Below are 17,722 nucleotides of genomic sequence, written 5' to 3' on the forward strand. Positions count from 1 at the left end.
GTGAGATCAGACAAGCCATCTCCTCTCCAGAATGAGGAGGAACAAATGAAGACAAAGTTAGATTTTTTCAAAATGAAAGAACAAAACGAACCTATTGTGATGCTGACAGCATACGACTATCCAGCTGCAAAGCAAGCGGAAAAAGCGGAAGTCGACATGATCTTAGTTGGTGACTCACTTGGGATGGTTGTCCTTGGACTTGATTCCACAGTGCAAGTGACGATGGATGATATGATTCATCACACAAAAGCAGTCAAAAGAGGAGCAAAAGACACATTTGTTGTGACGGATATGCCATTTATGTCTTATCATTATTCATTAGAAGAAACGATGAAAAATGCAGCACGCATTATGCAAGAAAGCGGTGCTGATGCATTAAAGCTTGAAGGTGGAGACGGAGTATTTGAATCCATCCAAGCACTTACAAGAGGCGGTATTCCTGTTGTAAGCCATTTAGGGCTCACCCCTCAATCAGTCGGTGTCCTTGGCGGCTATAAAGTGCAAGGAAAAGACAAAGAGAGTGCACAGAAGTTGATTGAAGATAGTCTGAAATGTGAGGAAGCAGGTGCCATCGCTCTTGTGTTAGAGTGTGTACCTGGTGAACTGACAAAACGGATTACTGACATGCTAAAGATTCCTGTGATCGGAATTGGGGCAGGGGCTGAAGCAGATGGACAAGTTCTTGTTTACCATGATGTGGTAGGGTACGGTGTGTCTAGAACACCTAAATTTGTGAAACAATACGCGCAAATCGATGCTGTATTAGAAGAAGCGCTCATACAATATACAAAAGAAGTAAAAGCACGCACATTCCCAGAGGATGTTCATACCTTTCATATGAAAGAAGAAGTCCTTGATGGTTTATATGGGGGGATCAAGGAATGAAGGTTGTCTCCCATATTCATGAACTAAAAGACATGATCAAGCAGCATCAAAAGAAGCAGCATTCCATTGGATTTGTCCCTACAATGGGTTTCCTTCATGAAGGACATCTTACGCTTGCAAAAGAAGCAAGAGATCAAAATGACATCGTAGTGATGAGCATCTTTGTTAATCCATTGCAATTTGGACCGAATGAAGACTTTGAATCCTATCCAAGAGATATGGAAAGAGACCAGCGTCTTGCCAAAGAAACTGGAGTAGATATATTATTTACACCTGATGTGAAGGAAATGTACAAAGATGAGCCATCGATTACGATGACTGTTCAAAAGCGTACAGACGTCTTATGCGGGAAGAAACGCCCAGGACACTTCGACGGCGTTGTCACGGTGCTGACAAAGCTGTTTCACCTTGTCGCACCAACCAATGTATACTTTGGTCTAAAGGATGCACAGCAAGTCGCTGTTATCGATGCGATGATCAAGGATTTCTTTTTTGATCTTCACCTTGTGTCTGTTCCTACTGTTCGAGAAGAAGACGGTTTAGCGAAAAGTTCAAGAAACGTGTATTTGTCTGAAACAGAAAGGCAAGAAGCACCTGCTTTATACCGGGCATTAAAAAAAGGACAGACAGCTGTAGAAAAGGGTGAACATGATGTAAATCGTATTTATCAATTAGTGGAAGAGGAGATTCTTCAAACGAGTGGGGAAATCGATTATATTGACATTTACTCCTATCCAGAGCTTGAACCCCTTCAGCACTTAACGGGGCAAGTGATCATTGCCATTGCTGTGAAGTTCTCCCGGGCAAGATTGATTGATAATGTGATTTTCCATGTTCCTGAAAGCGGTGAAAAACATGTATAGAACTTTTATGACCTCGAAACTTCATAAAGCGACAGTGACTGAAGCAAACTTACACTATGTAGGTAGTATTACCATCGACGAAGATTTGCTTGATGCGGCAGGCATGATGGCAAATGAGAAAGTGCAAATTGTCAATAATCACAATGGTGCTAGACTTGAAACATATATTATCCCTGGAGAAAGAAAGAGCGGTGTCATTTGTTTAAATGGTGCGGCAGCAAGATTGGTTCAGCCAGGAGATGAAGTCATTATTATCGCTTATGGGATGTTGTCAGAGGAAGAAGCGAAATCGCACACACCTAAAGTGGTCGTGTTAAATAAACAAAATCAAATTGAACAAATGATTGGGCAAGAGCCTGCGAGAACGATTTTATAACGCACGCTCACATGGAAACAGAACAGTTTCATCATAAGGAAGCTGTTCTGTTTCAGCTATATTGCCCAGAGTGTGTTTCACTATGAGTGGAACGAGGAATTGAGGTGTCCATTTTATGACCGATCAAAGGTTTGTTGTCGTTGATATTGAAACCACCGGGAATTCACCAAAAAAAGGTGATAAAATCATTCAAATTGCTGCGGTGGTCATTGAAAATGGACAAATTGTCGAACGGTATTCAAAATATGTGAACCCAGGGAAAACGATTCCTGGATTTATTGAACAGCTGACAGGTATTAAACAGCACATGGTTGATGACGCGGTGTTTTTTGAGGACATTGCCCAAGAGGTGTATGATCTCATACAGGGCGCTTATTTTGTTGCGCACAATGTTCATTTTGATTTGAACTTTTTAAACGATGAACTAAAAGCATGCGGGAAAAATGAGCTGGATGTGCTAGTGATTGATACGGTTGAAATTTCTAGAATTCTTTATCCTGAGCTTGAAGGTTATAAGTTAACTGAATTAAGCGAAGAGCTCATGCTTCCACATGACCACCCGCACAGGGCGGATAGTGATGCGGAAGTTACTGCCATGTTATTTTTAACCTTATTACATCAATTAAGGAATACACCGCCAAATGTGTTAAAACAGCTGCGCAGATTATCCTCTTATCTTCTAAGTGATATAGGACTTTTAATTAAGCAGCTTGAAACCAATCACACGAGTCAAGATGATTCGCTTGTAGAAGTAGGATCTTTTGCTGTGAAAGATGTGACCAATCCGATCACTGAATCGACATATGCAGTAGGCGCTGACGACGAGCAGCTGTTTGAGGAGATAAAAGAGAAACTTCCTCAAACATTAGAAGGCTATGAAGTAAGAGAAGGCCAGCTCACGATGATGAACAAAGTAAGAGATGCGTTCCATGAAAGAGCTTATGCGTTAATTGAAGCGGCGCCAGGAATCGGGAAAACACTCGCTTATCTTATACCGGCTGCTTTAGAAGCAAAGAAATCAGGAAAACCTGTCATTATCAGTACATATTCTATTTTACTGCAGCAGCAAATGCTTCAGCGCGATGTTCCGCTACTCAAGCAATTGCTCCCATTTGAGCCAGCCGCCTGTGTGTTTAAAGGGCGGGCACATTATATTTGTTTAGATAAGTTTGAGCATGTCCTGCATGAGGAAGATGATAACTATGATGTTGTCTTAACAAAAGCGCAAATTTTAATGTGGCTCCTTGTCACTGAAACAGGTGATTTGTCTGAACTGAATTTACCGTCAGGAGCTGTAAATATAAAAGACCGTATCTCCTGTGTACACATGCCATTTACATCGAAAAAACGCCGTTTTAAAGAACATTGTTTTTATGAACGAGCTAAACGAAAGGCTCAAACCGCTGACTTAATTTTGACGAATCACCGTCTGCTTTTATCCCAAACGGAAGGAGCCTCTATCTTTCAGCATGCAGACGTCTATGTGATTGATGAGGCCCACCAATTTGAAAAAACAGCCAATGAAACGCTAGGTGACAGTGCGTCTTATATCCAGCTTCATGCGAAATTAACGCAACTTGGCTCTTTGCATGGCGGGCTGCTTAAGAAATTGAAAAAGAGATTTCATGAGGCAGGTTTATCAACTGACACCTTTATTGAAATGGACGAGTATCTTCAGCAGCTTCAGATGGAAAGTGACGCATTTTTTAGTACCGTACATTCTTTTGTCAAAAGGACAAAACCAAAAGCGGACATCAATCGTCTCATTCATAGAGTCCGTCATCATTCAAAACATGCTCAGTGGGTCCGAATTAAAGAATCAGCGAGTAAGCTTTGTTCATTATTGATTGCTTGTGAGAAACTGTATGAGCAGCAAAAAAATGAGCTGCTTCACAAAAGTGATCAGTTCATAGATCAGTTTGCATTTGAAGCAGAAGAATACGATCAAGTGATGTCGTTTATGCAGACATTCTGCAGTACGCTGTACCGGTTTATCTTTGAACCAAACAATGATGAAACCGTTTGGATTGAGATTGATGCAAAGGGTGCCAAGAATGCTGTCTTTATGCACGCGCAGCCGCTAGATACAGGGGAGCTGCTAGCTGATCGGTTCTTCATGAACAAAAAAAGCGTTGTCCTCACATCAGGGACGCTTACCATCAATCAACGCTTTGATTATTGCTTGGAACGTTTTGGCCTGCAAGATTTTTACCCACACCTTGTCCAAATTGATTCACCTTTTGAACTTGAAAAACAGCTTAAGGTCGTTGTACCGGCTGACATGCCGCCGATCACAAACCGTGATGAACGCGATTATGTGAAGCAAGCTGCAACATATATTAAGATCATGGAAAAGCAGGATCAAGCGAAAATATTGGTGTTATTTAATTCACATGAGATGTTAAAAGCAGTGTATGAAGAGCTGAAATCAGAAGGTATGCAATCGGCCTTGTTTGCTCAAGGTTTGACAGGCGGGAGCCCTGTAAAATTGACAAAAATGTTCAAATTGGCGAAGCAAGCCATCTTGCTAGGAACAGGGACTTTCTGGGAAGGTGTGGATTTTCCTGGCTCAGAGCTAACGACCGTCATTATGGCAAGGCTTCCTTTCCGACCGCCTGATTCTCCGCTCATTGAAGCAAAATGCGAAGCGGCAAAAAAACAGGGGAAGAATCCGTTTAAAGCCGTCGCTCTCCCGGAAGCTGTGTTAACTTTTAAGCAAGGAGCCGGCCGCTTGCTGCGCTCGGAAAAAGACATTGGAACATTGCTGATTTTAGACCGCCGAGTGAAAACCGCTTCGTATGGAAAACTATTTTTAGAATCACTTCATCATGCGCCAGTTCACGAGATGTCCAAAGAGTCGCTTGAGGCTTATATAGAAAAGCTTAACAACGAAAAGCCGCTGTCATAAGCGGCCTTTCACTGGTGTGGGTTTGGAGTTAATTTATCGTAACGGCTTTTTATGTTCCGTTGTAAAAATAGTATCGGTTCTCACATTGAAAAGTATGACTAACAATATTTACGTACCGAGGAGGAATTAGAAGTGGAAAGTAAAATAGAGGTACTTTCAACTGTTCAAATTAAGCATTCAGAAGACCTATACAAAATCGTCGATTTGCTGAACAGAACGCTTAAAAGGGAAGATCTTATGTTTGGATTAGCATTAGATCAAGAAGATCAAAATCAAGCGATATTTACCATATATCGCACATAGGGGAAGCTTGACATGAAAAAAATAGTTTGGATTATTTCATCCGTTGCTGCGCTCGTTTTACTCATTGGCATCATTAGCTTTTCGTGGATTTATCAAATGGCCATGGGTCAAAAAGAAGAAGGTCATGAGGCAGCAATTGAACGAGCAAAAAAGCAAGCATCATTAGCACAAGTAGAGCAAGTGGATACCTTTGTTGGGAAAGAAAAGCAATTTATTGTGGAAGGTAAAAACAAACAAAACGAAGCGATCTATGTGTGGGTACCTGCCAGCAAAAAAGAAAAAGTCATTGCTAAAAAAGCAAAAGAAGGCATTACTTCAAACCAAGCAGTACAAGCCGTTCAAAAGGAGAACACCATTTCTAAGCTGAAAAATGTTCAATTAGCAAGAGAAGGTGACGTCCTCCTTTGGGAAGTAACGTACTTAAATGAGAACAGCCAATATAGTTTCAGCTATGTTGATTTTACGACAGGACGAGTGGAAAAAAATTTAACACCGTAGTTTCTTCTGTCTTGCGTTGACCATGCTGATTTAGAACGGTTATAATAAAATGTATGAAAAAAGAATCACACCTATTTAACAAGGTGAGTTTCTTTCTGGCTTTGGAGGGAAATATGTTGAAAACAACTATTAATCAAGTGTTCAAACACGTCGATGAAGAAGTAACAATCGGCGCATGGATTGCCAATAAACGTTCAAGCGGGAAAATTGCATTCTTGCAGCTTCGCGACGGGACAGGCTTTATTCAAGGAGTCGTTGTAAAAGCAGAGGTGGAAGAGGAAGTCTTTAAGCTTGCGAAATCAGTGACACAAGAGACATCGGTCTATGTCACAGGACAAGTAACAAAAGATGAGCGTTCACCACTTGGTTTTGAATTACAAGTGAAATCCATTGAAGTGATTCACGAAGCAACAGATTACCCAATTACACCAAAAGAACATGGAACAGAATTCTTAATGGATCACCGTCATTTATGGCTGCGTTCTAAAAAACAGCATGCCATTATGAAAATCCGTAATGAAATTATTCGTGCTACATATGAGTTTTTCCATCAAGAAGGTTTCGTGAAAGTGGATCCGCCAATCTTAACAGGAAGTGCTCCAGAAGGAACAACAGAGCTGTTTGCTACTAAATATTTTGATGAAGATGCATACCTTTCTCAAAGTGGACAGCTTTACATGGAAGCTGCTGCGATGGCACTCGGAAAAGTATTCTCATTTGGTCCAACATTTAGAGCAGAAAAATCGAAAACAAAACGTCATTTAATCGAGTTCTGGATGATCGAGCCTGAGATGGCATTTGTTGAATTTAATGAGAACCTTGAGTACCAAGAAAATTATGTGTCTCACGTTGTTCAAAGTGTACTTGAAAACTGTAAAGTAGAACTGCACACACTTGGCCGTGATACAGCAAAATTAGAAAACATCAAAGCACCATTCCCGCGCATCACATATGATGAAGCGATTAAATTCTTGCAGGATAAAGGATTTGATGACATCGAATGGGGAGATGACTTCGGTGCGCCGCATGAAACAGCGATCGCCGAAAGCTATGATAAACCAGTCTTTATCACTCATTACCCAACCTCATTAAAACCATTTTATATGCAGCCTGCACCAGACCGTGATGATGTCGTCCTTTGTGCAGATTTAATTGCGCCAGAAGGCTATGGTGAGATTATCGGCGGTTCTGAACGTGTTCATGATTTAGATCTGCTTGAAGCAAGACTAAAAGAACATGGATTAGATCAAGAAACGTACAAATGGTACACAGAATTAAGACAATATGGTTCTGTACCACATTCAGGTTTTGGTCTTGGACTTGAACGAACAGTTGCTTGGATTAGCGGAGCGCCGCATGTGCGTGAAACAATTCCATTCCCAAGATTATTAAACCGTTTATATCCTTAAGACGTGAAAGCCTCCAATATATGGAGGCTTTCAGATTGTTGACAAAGGGCTAAAATGAACTTTATTTTAGCCCTTTGTCTTCTTTTCAGCGTGATAGAAAACCTTTGCAGTTTAGGAAGGACGAGTACTGGCGCGGAGCGAATTTGTCATTCGTGAGCACCAGCACGCAGGACTGACAAAGAATGCGAGGGTTTGTCTACACGCTGAAAGCCTCCAACATATGGAGGCTTTTTCAAACGTCTTAAGGACAGCACGTATGAGAAAACGTGATATACTGAAAGTGAAGAGGTGTATCCGATGAAAAGGCAGCAATTTATAGATATGCAGAAAATGGGTTCGACCAGTTTGCCTAATTTGCTGATTGCTCATTATGAGCAATTAGGACTGAATGAATCACAAATGATGGTCATGTTAAAGATTAAAATGAATGAAGAACAAGGTGTCTTTTTTCAGACATTTGAAGAGCTTTCACATGGTATGACCATTTCGGCCGAAGAATGTGCTTATATGGTGCAGTATCTGATTCAAAAAGGGTTTATTTCGATCCAGCCGTTTGAAGACAGGTCTGGTATTCAGCATGACCGATACTCGGTAGAACCCTTATGGGGTGTGCTGTATGACTTTTTAGAAGCAAAACAGGCGAAAGACCTGCAAAAGAATCATGTGCAGGCTGAAAAGTCTTTATATGCGCTATTTGAAGATGAGTTTGGCAGACCACTTTCTCCTCTTGAAGGGGAAACACTCTCAATCTGGATGGACCAAGACCATCATGATGCTGAGATGATTCGTCTTGCTCTAAGAGAAGCCGTTTTATCAGGAAAATTAAATTTCCGCTATATCGATCGAATTTTATTTGAGTGGAAAAAGAAAGGGCTGAAAACAGCGGAAGAAGCGAAAGAACATAGCCAGCATTTCCGTTCGCAGCAAAAAGCCCCACCTTCAAAAGAAGAAACATCTTCATATAAACGACAAGTTCCTTTTTATAATTGGCTGGAACAATAACCAATAAAGGAGAAGGCATGTTATCAAAAAAACAAATCAATGAATGTTTAGATATAATAGGAGATATGTTTCCAGAGGCTGAGTGTGAGCTCGTTCATTCCAATCCATTTGAACTAGTGATTGCTGTCGCACTTTCAGCGCAATGTACAGATGTTTTAGTGAACAAAGTGACCAAACATCTATTTCAAAAATATAAAACACCAGAAGACTATTTAAGTGTGCCGCTTGAAGAGTTGCAGCAGGATATTCGTTCGATCGGTCTTTATCGTAATAAGGCAAAAAACATTCAAAAATTAAGCCAAATGCTGATTGAAGATTATGGCGGTGAAGTGCCAAGAGATCGAGATGAGCTAATCAAGCTCCCAGGGGTTGGACGGAAAACAGCAAATGTCGTTGTGTCTGTCGCTTTTGGAATTCCCGCCATTGCAGTAGATACACATGTCGAGCGTGTCAGCAAACGACTTGGGATTTGCCGCTGGAAGGATTCTGTTCTTGAGGTAGAGCAAACCTTAATGAAGAAGGTGCCAAAAGAGGATTGGTCCGTAACCCATCATCGTCTCATCTTTTTCGGCAGATATCACTGTAAGGCGCAGCGGCCACAGTGTGAATCTTGTCCACTTCTTGATATGTGCAGAGAAGGGCAGAAGAGGCTGAAAAAAGGGCTGGTGAAGCTGGCATGAGCGGAGCAGCTGTTTTCACCTCATATGTCGAAAAGCTAAAAGAGAAAAAGGTAGAGATAAGCGGCGAAAAAAAAGATATATTAAGAAACAATCCACTCGCATTTGATCTATCTTCAGAACCTTTACTAGATGAGCAACCGTGGCAGAAAACGGAAGAATTTGTTCCTTTGATGTTTGAACTGTGGAATGAATTAAAAGACAACATGCTTCCTCGCTTTCAAACGAGAAAATCTCGGTGTGAAGAGGATGATATGCTGCAAGGCATTGTCAGTATGATTGCAATGTTTTACTGGATCAAAGGAGAGAAGCTTCAAACCTTTGATTGGGAGGAAATTAAACAACAGACGTTTCCAGTAGCCCCTATTAACTGGACAGAACGATTAGAGTTTATTTTGCTTAAACCTACTCAATATCATTGCTTTATTCAATTGGACGAGTTATACACAGAGCTCAAAAAGCAGTATGGAAAATACGAAGCACTCAGAAAGCTTAAACAAAATCGTTAAAAAAGCACTTGCCACATAGGGCAAGTGCTTTTTTGTTATTCGTCTTCTTTGCGAGAAGTAGAATTTGACTGAGTATTTGAGCTTTGAGAATTGGCTTTCTCGTCGTCTTTCTTTTTATCTTTATTGGCATCGCTCTGTGAGTTGCTGTTTCCATTTGTACTGTCTGAGCCATCACTTGAACCACCATTGCCGTTTTCTGTATTTCCGCCTTGATCTTTTTTATCATCAGGCTTCTGCTCATCAGTGCCACCTTGGTTTTGATTATCATCTGTTTGATCTGTCTGTTCATCATCAGGTTGCTGTGGCTCTTCTTCTTCTTTGTTCTCATCATCTGCTTTTTCTTCCTCTTCTTCGTCATCTTTAATGGTGAGGAAAGTAGAAGCAGCTTTACTTGTGACATCGTCTACAGTCGCTGTCACTTGGAATTTATAGGTGGAACCTGGCTTCACATCAGAGATGACGGCTTCTTTAGAAGAGCTGTTTTGAATATCTTTATAGCCGCCATCATCGACCGCTTGCTTCACATTAAATGTTGCATCTGCATCGTCATCATAACCCCAAGTGAGTGTAATCGATTTTTTCTCTTCATCATACACCGCTTTTAAGTCAGATGGTTTGTCAGCTTCTTTCTTTTCATATGTGTCAGAAACTTTTGTTGGGACAGTTCCTTTGACGAAGTATTCCGTTGTCTTCTTATCACTTGGTGTGTTTGGTCCAGCTAACTTCGCTGGATCTGATCCTTTTTCAACCGTTGCTTCAACGACACTGTCTGGCTTTTCAAATGAGCCGCTTCCATCATCAATTTGAGAAATTAATTTCTGGAAGACAACTTTGGCAACACGTTGTTCATAATCCGTAAGCCACATTTTGCCGTCTGCATCTTTTGAGTTGCCGATTCCAGTCCACACAGCTGCTGTGTATTGCGGCGTGTAACCGACAAACCATGAATCTTTCGCCCCGCCAGAAGGGATGTTGTATTTATTAATATCATCTTGTGTAAAGTTGGTTGTACCTGTTTTACCAGCTACTTGAACATTCGGTACTTGTGCGAGTGTACCTGTTCCAGATTGTACAGCAGTTTTCAGCATATCTGTGATCATAAATGCAGTGTAATCACTCATGGCTGCTTTAGAGTCTGGCGTTAAGTCAAGCTTCGTTCCGTCATTAAATTCAACAGACGTTACAGCATGCGGTTCATTATAGTATCCGTTGTTACCGAATGCACTAAATGCACCAGCCATTTTAAGAGAAGAGACACCTTCGTCAAATCCGCCGATTGAGTAAGACTCAGGAATGTCAGAAGGTAAGTCCAAACCTAAGTTATTGGCGAATTGAACAGCATTATCTGTACCAGCTTCTTGGAAAGCTTTTAAAGCAGGGATGTTTCGTGATTGTGCCAAAGCACTTCTCATCGACATTTTCCCTAAGTGTCTTCTGTCAAAGTTGTTAATTGGTGTACCGTTAGAGTACGTATAAGGCGCATCATCAATTTGCTGATATGTTGACCATTTTTTGTTTTCAATTACAGGGCCGTAATCTAAAATTGGTTTAATTGTAGATCCCGGCTGGCGTTTTGCATCAGTGGCATAGTTAAAGCCGCCGGCTGGTACATCACGTCCACCGCCAATGGCACGAATTTCACCATTTTGTGTATCTAGCAGGGTGACTCCAGCTTGCATACCTTTCGTAAATCCGGCTGAATCCCCATTGATGATGTCATCCAGATGATCCTGTGCTTTTCGATCAAGAGAAGTATAGATTTTTAATCCATCTGTTGATACATCTACTTTGGCTTTTTTCTGCACTTCTTCCATGACTTCTTCAATATAAGCAGAGTACTTACTTGAGTTTTGACTCTTATATTTATCAGCTGAAACAACGGTTTTGCTGACAGGTGTTGCTTTTGCTTCCTCATAATCTTTCTCTGAAATATAGCCTTGTTTTTTCATTAGGCCTAAAACGATATTACGGCGTTTTTCCGCTGCCTCTGGATGTTTCACAGGGTTATAGGCAGAAGGACTTTGCGGCATACCTGCAAGTGTGGCAGCCTGTGCAACAGTTAGTTTATTTAAATCTGTTACTCCGAAAAATTGTTCAGCCGCTTTCCCAACACCATAAGCATAAGGAGAGAAGAAAATACGGTTTAAATACATTTCTAAAATTTCATCTTTAGAGTATTTTTGCTCAAGCTGAATCGAGAGCCATACTTCCTGTACTTTACGTTTTAACGTCTTTTGATTGTTAAGCAGGGAGTTCTTCACAACCTGCTGTGTAATCGTACTTCCACCTTCTGCGCCAAAACCGTCCTCGACGTTTGCGACAAGAGCACCGCCAATACGGATAGGATCAATCCCGTGGTGTTTATAAAAACGTGCATCTTCAGTGGCAATAAACGCGTCTTTTACCACGTCGGGTATATCTTTAATTGAGACATACGTTCTTTTTTCCGCCCCGACTTCTGCAAAGACTTTTTTGTCTTTATCGTAAAGTTTTGAAGAATACGGCGTTTTTAGCTTGCTATCATCAATAGAAGGAGCGCTTGATGCAAAAACGGCAAAAGTTGTGATTCCGGCTACTAAACAAAGAAGACCGATCACGAGTAAAGATAAAAATATTTTTTTAAATAGACCTGCTTTCTTTTTGCCTTTTTTGTTCTTTTGCTTCTTATTGTTTTCTTGACTTGCTTTACGTCGCTGTTCACGACTTGTAAATTGATCAGACATCACATCTCAACCTTTCGTGTTAAACCTTTTTCGAACGTAAATGTTGCTTGCTGTCATCCGAAAAATGAAGTGTCTCCACTACTTTAATATAATCAATTCTTGGCGAATATCCAAGTGTCATGAGGTGACCTGCTTCCATTAATTCATCTTTGCTAATGGATTTTCGGCCGTTTTGCTGCTGCCGCTCCCAAAAGAAGAAGAGGTCAGTAGCGGACAAATAATAAACGGAACCAAATGCGGATATAATAACAAAACAAATACCGCCTTGCTTTTCAACCTGTTTCATATGCTCAATTTGATGGTCGTGGAAATTTTTGAGTGGAAACGAGGTGGTGCTTTTGGTTTCCTTTGCTTCAAAATCGATATAACGCCCTTTGTATACCCCGTTGTAGTCTGTTGTGGAGGATTGTTTAAAATAGGCTTCTTTAATGACAGCAGCGCTTCTTTTTGGATAATCCACATTGACAATTTGAACAGGGGTAGGCTTTTTATGAATGACTGCGATCCCGTTGACCAAATAGTACTGGTTCGTTTCATTTAAGTCAGCTTCAAGCGTCATCCCGCGGTTACTATAAGATGATTCGCCGCTGATTCTTTTTTTTGTCCCAATTTGTTGAATGGGCTGATACGATTTTCCGTTAGGATACCGAATCATCAAGTTTCAGCCTCCTTTTAATGCATTTTGTATTGGAGAGATCACCATGTTGTCACAACAAGAGCACATGATTACCCAGCATATTTTACATGAAACGAAAGCGAAAAATAAGGACAATCTGACAAGGACAAATGCGTACAAGCGCTTTTATGACCGTCATCCAGAGATGAAATGGTCTCTGCTTGCTTCTTTTGTCTCCAGAAATGCTGGATGGTCGATGACAGATTTAAAAGGCGAGCTCTTCCATCCGGGTTTAACGGATCAGCAAGGGCGTCTGTTCTTTACAGCGTATGAAAGAGCGAATTGGCTGATCTTTTCAGATGCTTACCCGCAGCTTCTCTTGTATGAATGGTCAAAAAGGTGCCGCAAACCTTTATTTCATCTGCTGCCCCATTTCGGTGTGTCACGTTTTATGAACGCTGAATGGGAACGATTTTGGCAAAAGCGTGACACAGAGCGATTGCTGCATGCACTCATCATAAATGAACAATATACTATACAATCTCCTATTATACAAAATCCTCTCCTGAAAAAGAATGTTTTTCACTCGATTCAATATCTTTTCAGCGAGTGGGCACATTTTCAAACCGTCGTTTTTCCGACAGTAGACGGGCATTTGTACGGCTTAACCATACGAAAGTTTTCCCAAGTAAAAGAGCGCATTACGTTAGGGAAAAAACTAGCAAAACTATTGTTTCGAGCCGATTTGTTTTCGGATTTTTATCATTTTTTGCATACCGTGCCGCATACGGGATCTCGATTTGATTTTGAACCGTTTTTAGGGATTGCGCGAAGGTCAAGCCCTTTCCTCAGAACGGTGTATCCAGTCATGACACATTCATTAGACGATCGAAGGGAAGATTGGTTTCAAAAGAAATTGAGTCCATCCTTGTTTGAAGCAGAGCGTTTACCAAAACAAATTGAGCTGACCGACTGGTATTTTCATAAAAAAAGGCAGCTTCGTTTTCTTTTCTCATTAGAACACTATTTTTTGCATAAATAAAAAGCAGGGGGTACCTGCTTTTTTTACGTGGATGGACGGTTAGGGCCGCCGAGCTTTTTATCAAGCTGATCTGTACTGTTTTCTTTCCCTTTTGTTTTTTGCTCTTTTGGTGCTTGCTGCTTTTTCATGACATCTACCTCCTTTGTCCTTAGAATTTACACAATCGGACGCGATCATACAAAGAAGGACAAGCACGTGTCGAAATGGAAGAAATTGCGCTTATCTTCACTTAGATTGGCGATTTAGTTCTAGTTTTGTCATGTATGAAGGAGGGAGCAAAAGAAAAGAGAATGTAACGAGAGATGATAAAGGAGGAATCTGATGATGAGCGAATTTGTATCAAAAGAATCCATTATGCAGTTGTTAGAGGAAATTGAGCGAAAGATTGATGCGGTGGAAGAAGAACTGTCTTTAGCTGTCAAAAAAACAAAAAACGCTGCCGTAGAGGAGCAAGAACAAATCATTGACCGTCTTGAATCTGAAGTGAAGGAATGTGAATTGAAAATTCATGCAGCAGAGTATAAGCTGCAGGCAAGACCCGCATATCACGCCGGATAGCTTTTCTATTTGAGCAATAAGTAAACGTTTGATAGGATGGTTCATAGAGGTGAACACTTTGGATAATCAAACATTACTTAAACATACACAAGAGTTGATCACGTGGATCGAAGAAGCATACGAGCAGTACCTAAAGGGAAAGGCAGAAGAGGAATACCCAGTTTATGATTTTTACAACGATATTCAACCGGCCGTTGTCAAATTTGATCAGCAAATGGAAAAGTGGCTTACTGCTGCTACCTCATTTATTCATCAGGCCAAACCTAGATACTTACATCAAGAACAGCTTGAAGCCGTCCAAGAAAATGGAAAAGAGGTTGTGCTGCAATCTTATTTTGGCAAACAGCATGCACCTCGTGTGAAAAATTTAGTTGAGTCAGTGATTTATACACTGAACCTTTTAATAGAAGAAATCAACAAACGCAGCTGATGAAACAGCCTGCGTTTTTCTTATGGCTGCTGTAGGCACATCTTCTGCTACCTGAACATAATATATCATTGACTTCAATATGTTTTCAGAGCGAGAGGAGCGAGATACGTGTTCCCTTATTCAAACCAGCCATCTTATGAAATGAATCAATTTCAGCAACGGCCTTTTCCGTATCCAGATATGCAGCAGCCTCCGCAGCCTCCAGAATATTTCATGCCCCCATATCAAGGTGAAATGAACCAGCCGCCGTCTGCAGGCTATCAGCCGCCTTTTGGATATCAGGAAAACTTCCAGCCTTATCAGTCGCAGCCTGAAGCAATGAATCAGCCGCAAATGCAGCCGCCGGGCATGATGCCTATGCAGCAGCCTATGAATCCTTATCCTTTGCCAAGGCCGCAAAAACAGCAATCATCTCAATTTAAAAGTGTGCTGTCACAATTTAAAAAAACGAATGGGCAATACGATTTTAATAAAATGTTTGATACTGCTGGACAAATGATGAGTACAATGAATCAAGTGGGCTCATTGGCGAAAGGATTTACTAGTATTTTTAAAGCGTAGCAAAACCCAATAGATATACATCTATTGGGTTGTTTGTTTTGGCGCAGTCACACGAAGTGATTGATCTTTCCAAACGCTCTTCATATTGGTTTCATCTATTTTTGCAGGCATTAAAATGGTTTTGGTAAAGCTCGAATAGGAGGAAGTCGTGTCTGTTTTGATTTTTTCCTGTACCGATAAGTGTAAATATTGCGCTTTCACTTCTAGTGCGATATCACCTTCGACAAAATGGTCTGGAAATCGAATCTCAATATATACATATTGATCATCTTCTGTCACATCGGTTGTAATGGATGCAAGTGAATGGCTCGTGGTCATCAGCGCCTCTGCACTATTTAAAATGTCGTGAAACGGCGATGATGCAAAAAATTGTTCAATCGCTTCATATTGCTAACAACTCGTGTTTCTTTTCACTTTCATGTTTCATTTGAATCACCTCTCATCTACAGCCTATGCAAAAGGGGCTCAGGCGGTTATTAATTGATGAGAGGAAAAAATTATGATTAAATAGTGTTGAATGAAGCAAGGTGTATGGGCGTGAAGGTTTATACGCTGAATAGATCTAGAAGCAAAGCTTGAAGGGAGCAAATGAACATTGCTGAAAAAATTATTCGGTTTCGGAAAAAACCAAGATGATGTAAAGGAAGAAGTCATTTATTCTCCAGTTGATGGAGAGTTAATGGATATGACCGATGTACCAGATCCCGTTTTTTCTCAAAAGATGATGGGAGACGGCGTAGCTGTAAAACCAAAAAACGGCACCATTGTGTCACCAGTAGATGGTGAAATTATTCAACTCTTCCATACAAAACATGCAATTGGGATTCGAACACTCTCAGGGCTTGAGCTTCTGATTCATATCGGACTTGAAACGGTTGGATTAAATGGTGAAGGCTTTGAAGCACACATAAAAGAAGGGGATAAAGTGAAAGCAGGTGATCCTCTCATTACGTGTGATTTAGCGCTGATTGAAGAAAAAGCCGCAAGCACAGTGACACCAATTGTCATCATGAATGGTGATTTAGTAGAACATCTTGACAAAGAACCTAAGGGCTCTGTAGAAAAGCAGACGTCCAAGCTTTTTACAGTGAAAATGAAATAATCCAAAAAAAACTACCCTGAGTTGATAGGGTAGTTTTTTGATTGAGGAGATTAATCCTCCATTGGAACCCAGCCTTTACTTGCTTCCATGACAGTCCATAAACCTTCTGGAATCAAGTACTTGTCTTTTTGACTGCGTTTAATGACGGTTTCAATCTCGTTTTCTCTGCCTTCTTTAATCTTTACTGCCCAATCGGGATCAACAATGACTTCTCTTGCAACAGCGATGAGTGGAATCCCTTGATTGTATGCATTCAGTGCATCTTCAGCTGTAATGACGCTGCCGACGCCGATGAGTGGAAGCGTGTCACCACAGCGCTCTTTTAATAGCTCCATCCGCGTCTTACTTGTATCAGCACCACGTCTTGCCTTAGCGTCAATCTCCATTAAAGAAATATGCAAGTAATCAAGGTTTTTTGTCTTAAGTACGTCCACTAAAGTAAATGTTTCTGTCATGGTTAAACCAGGTGTTTCTGGTTCTTCAGGTGATAATCGATACCCAAAGATAAATGGTTTTGTTACATGTTCTTTGATTGCTTCTTTCACTGCATCTACTACTGCAATTGGAAATGCGAGACGCTTTTCTTCGCTTCCGCCCCATTGATCTGTACGCTGATTACTATGCGGGGAGTAGAATTGCTGTAATAAATATCCATTCGCTCCATGGATTTCGATCCCATCAAATCCTGCTTGGATCGCGCGTCTTGCTGCTTCTTTAAATGAGTCGATGATGTGAGGAATTTCTTCTTCTGTCAAAGCTCTCGCAATTTGTTTTCCATCTTTAAATACATCACTTGGCGCAACGACATCACCGTTTGGGACTAAATGAGGGAGAGCCTGAGAGCCGCCATGATGAATTTGCATAATGGCTTTTGTTCCTTTCGCTTGAATCGCAGAAGCAAGCTTTTGAAGGCCAGGTATATCTTCATCTCTTGCAATAGAAGGCTGTCCTTCAAACGCCTTACCATCTGGCGTCACGTTTGCACATGCGGTGATGACCATGCCCATTTCGCTTGATCTAGCGGTAATAAAATCAATTTCTTCCTTTGAGATCGTGCCATCCTCATGAGAACCGAAGTGTGTCATTGGTGCAACGACTAAACGGCCATCAATAGAGGCACCCCCTGGGAATGTAAAAGGTTCAAATAAAGGCTTAAATTCGTTTTTCAATCTGATCATCTTCTTCCTTGATAAAATCATTTCACTATAGAAGTGTAATAGATATTGTTACAACACATCAAAATATTTGCTCACAAGCGGT

At 40.8% G+C, this 17,722-nt stretch carries 20 protein-coding genes; 15 read left to right on the forward strand and 5 right to left on the reverse strand.

Annotated elements, in window-relative coordinates; translation table 11 throughout:
* Positions 1 to 45: 45 nt before the first annotated feature.
* The 10 genes from panB to FBF75_RS13970 all read left to right on the forward strand — a co-directional run bounded on the left by panB (position 46) and on the right by FBF75_RS13970 (position 9,430).
* Positions 46 to 885 (forward strand): 3-methyl-2-oxobutanoate hydroxymethyltransferase, encoded by an 840-nt coding sequence (gene panB, locus FBF75_RS13925; RefSeq protein WP_076822129.1) that lies wholly within the window; start codon positions 46 to 48, stop codon positions 883 to 885.
* Positions 882 to 1,748 carry a pantoate--beta-alanine ligase gene (gene panC, locus FBF75_RS13930; RefSeq protein WP_060832414.1) on the forward strand — a complete coding sequence of 289 codons (867 nt, stop codon included), beginning with the start codon at positions 882 to 884 and terminating at the stop codon, positions 1,746 to 1,748. Before panB ends, panC begins: the two co-directional genes overlap by 4 nt.
* Entirely contained in the window at positions 1,741 to 2,124 is a 384-nt protein-coding gene (gene panD / locus FBF75_RS13935) for an aspartate 1-decarboxylase (protein WP_017359738.1), read from the forward strand. Before panC ends, panD begins: the two co-directional genes overlap by 8 nt.
* A 115-nt stretch (positions 2,125 to 2,239) precedes the next feature.
* Positions 2,240 to 5,032: an ATP-dependent DNA helicase DinG gene (gene dinG, locus FBF75_RS13940; protein ID WP_136944850.1), complete on the forward strand. Its 2,793-nt coding sequence runs from the start codon at positions 2,240 to 2,242 to the stop codon at positions 5,030 to 5,032.
* Positions 5,033 to 5,164: 132 nt separating this feature from the next.
* Positions 5,165 to 5,335 carry a YpmA family protein gene (locus tag FBF75_RS13945; RefSeq protein WP_008344594.1) on the forward strand — a complete coding sequence of 57 codons (171 nt, stop codon included), beginning with the start codon at positions 5,165 to 5,167 and terminating at the stop codon, positions 5,333 to 5,335.
* Between the two features lie 12 nt (positions 5,336 to 5,347).
* On the forward strand, positions 5,348 to 5,833 hold the full coding sequence (gene tseB / locus FBF75_RS13950; protein ID WP_017359736.1) for a cell wall elongation/penicillin-binding protein regulator TseB: 486 nt from the start codon (positions 5,348 to 5,350) through the stop codon (positions 5,831 to 5,833).
* Positions 5,834 to 5,949: 116 nt separating this feature from the next.
* Entirely contained in the window at positions 5,950 to 7,242 is a 1,293-nt protein-coding gene (asnS, locus tag FBF75_RS13955; protein WP_024718525.1) for an asparagine--tRNA ligase, read from the forward strand.
* A gap of 297 nt (positions 7,243 to 7,539) precedes the next feature.
* A complete protein-coding gene (locus FBF75_RS13960; protein WP_007500879.1) occupies positions 7,540 to 8,244 on the forward strand; it encodes a DnaD domain-containing protein in 705 nt (234 codons plus the stop codon).
* A 17-nt stretch (positions 8,245 to 8,261) separates the two neighbouring features.
* Positions 8,262 to 8,924, forward strand: coding sequence for an endonuclease III (gene nth / locus FBF75_RS13965; RefSeq protein WP_008344602.1), 663 nt, complete (start codon positions 8,262 to 8,264; stop codon positions 8,922 to 8,924).
* Positions 8,921 to 9,430: a YpoC family protein gene (locus FBF75_RS13970; protein WP_076822122.1), complete on the forward strand. Its 510-nt coding sequence runs from the start codon at positions 8,921 to 8,923 to the stop codon at positions 9,428 to 9,430. The genes nth and FBF75_RS13970 overlap by 4 nt, the downstream gene beginning before the upstream one ends.
* A 35-nt stretch (positions 9,431 to 9,465) precedes the next feature.
* Here the strand turns inward: FBF75_RS13970 and FBF75_RS13975 are convergent, their stop codons facing one another.
* Positions 9,466 to 12,153 carry a PBP1A family penicillin-binding protein gene (locus FBF75_RS13975; protein ID WP_136944851.1) on the reverse strand — a complete coding sequence of 896 codons (2,688 nt, stop codon included), beginning with the start codon at positions 12,151 to 12,153 and terminating at the stop codon, positions 9,466 to 9,468.
* Positions 12,154 to 12,172: 19 nt separating this feature from the next.
* On the reverse strand, positions 12,173 to 12,808 hold the full coding sequence (recU, locus tag FBF75_RS13980; protein ID WP_017359733.1) for a Holliday junction resolvase RecU: 636 nt from the start codon (positions 12,806 to 12,808) through the stop codon (positions 12,173 to 12,175).
* 46 nt (positions 12,809 to 12,854) lie between these two features.
* Between recU and FBF75_RS13985 the strand changes: the two genes are divergently transcribed.
* A complete protein-coding gene (locus tag FBF75_RS13985) occupies positions 12,855 to 13,811 on the forward strand; it encodes a DUF2515 domain-containing protein (protein ID WP_136944852.1) in 957 nt (318 codons plus the stop codon).
* Between the two features lie 23 nt (positions 13,812 to 13,834).
* Here FBF75_RS13985 and sspM read toward each other — a convergent pair whose 3' ends face one another.
* Positions 13,835 to 13,939: an acid-soluble spore protein SspM gene (gene sspM / locus FBF75_RS13990; RefSeq protein ID WP_017359731.1), complete on the reverse strand. Its 105-nt coding sequence runs from the start codon at positions 13,937 to 13,939 to the stop codon at positions 13,835 to 13,837.
* Between the two features lie 196 nt (positions 13,940 to 14,135).
* Between sspM and FBF75_RS13995 the strand changes: the two genes are divergently transcribed.
* The 3 genes from FBF75_RS13995 (at position 14,136) to FBF75_RS14005 (ending at position 15,360) form a co-directional block, all read left to right on the forward strand.
* Positions 14,136 to 14,369, forward strand: coding sequence for a DUF5446 family protein (locus FBF75_RS13995; RefSeq protein WP_224558417.1), 234 nt, complete (start codon positions 14,136 to 14,138; stop codon positions 14,367 to 14,369).
* A 49-nt stretch (positions 14,370 to 14,418) separates the two neighbouring features.
* The gene (locus tag FBF75_RS14000; protein WP_231493314.1) at positions 14,419 to 14,799 is read left to right on the forward strand and encodes a YppE family protein; all 381 of its coding nucleotides are present in this window, start codon (positions 14,419 to 14,421) and stop codon (positions 14,797 to 14,799) included.
* A 108-nt stretch (positions 14,800 to 14,907) separates the two neighbouring features.
* Positions 14,908 to 15,360, forward strand: a complete 453-nt coding sequence (locus FBF75_RS14005; protein ID WP_007500868.1) for a YppG family protein — start codon at positions 14,908 to 14,910, stop codon at positions 15,358 to 15,360.
* A 21-nt stretch (positions 15,361 to 15,381) separates the two neighbouring features.
* Here FBF75_RS14005 and FBF75_RS14010 read toward each other — a convergent pair whose 3' ends face one another.
* The gene (locus FBF75_RS14010) at positions 15,382 to 15,678 is read right to left on the reverse strand and encodes an Hsp20/alpha crystallin family protein (RefSeq protein WP_240692363.1); all 297 of its coding nucleotides are present in this window, start codon (positions 15,676 to 15,678) and stop codon (positions 15,382 to 15,384) included.
* A 277-nt stretch (positions 15,679 to 15,955) separates the two neighbouring features.
* On the opposite strand from FBF75_RS14010, the gene FBF75_RS14015 reads away from it, so the two are divergent.
* A complete protein-coding gene (locus tag FBF75_RS14015) occupies positions 15,956 to 16,462 on the forward strand; it encodes a PTS sugar transporter subunit IIA (protein ID WP_008344623.1) in 507 nt (168 codons plus the stop codon).
* Between the two features lie 50 nt (positions 16,463 to 16,512).
* On the opposite strand, the gene FBF75_RS14020 is transcribed toward FBF75_RS14015, so the two are convergent.
* A complete protein-coding gene (locus FBF75_RS14020; protein WP_025207530.1) occupies positions 16,513 to 17,631 on the reverse strand; it encodes an NADH-dependent flavin oxidoreductase in 1,119 nt (372 codons plus the stop codon).
* Between the last annotated feature and the right edge of the window lie 91 nt (positions 17,632 to 17,722).

Origin of the sequence: Bacillus sp. S2(2019), assembly GCF_005144805.1 — a bacterium.
In the GTDB taxonomy this organism is placed as follows: Bacteria; Bacillota; Bacilli; order Bacillales; family Bacillaceae; genus Bacillus; species Bacillus altitudinis.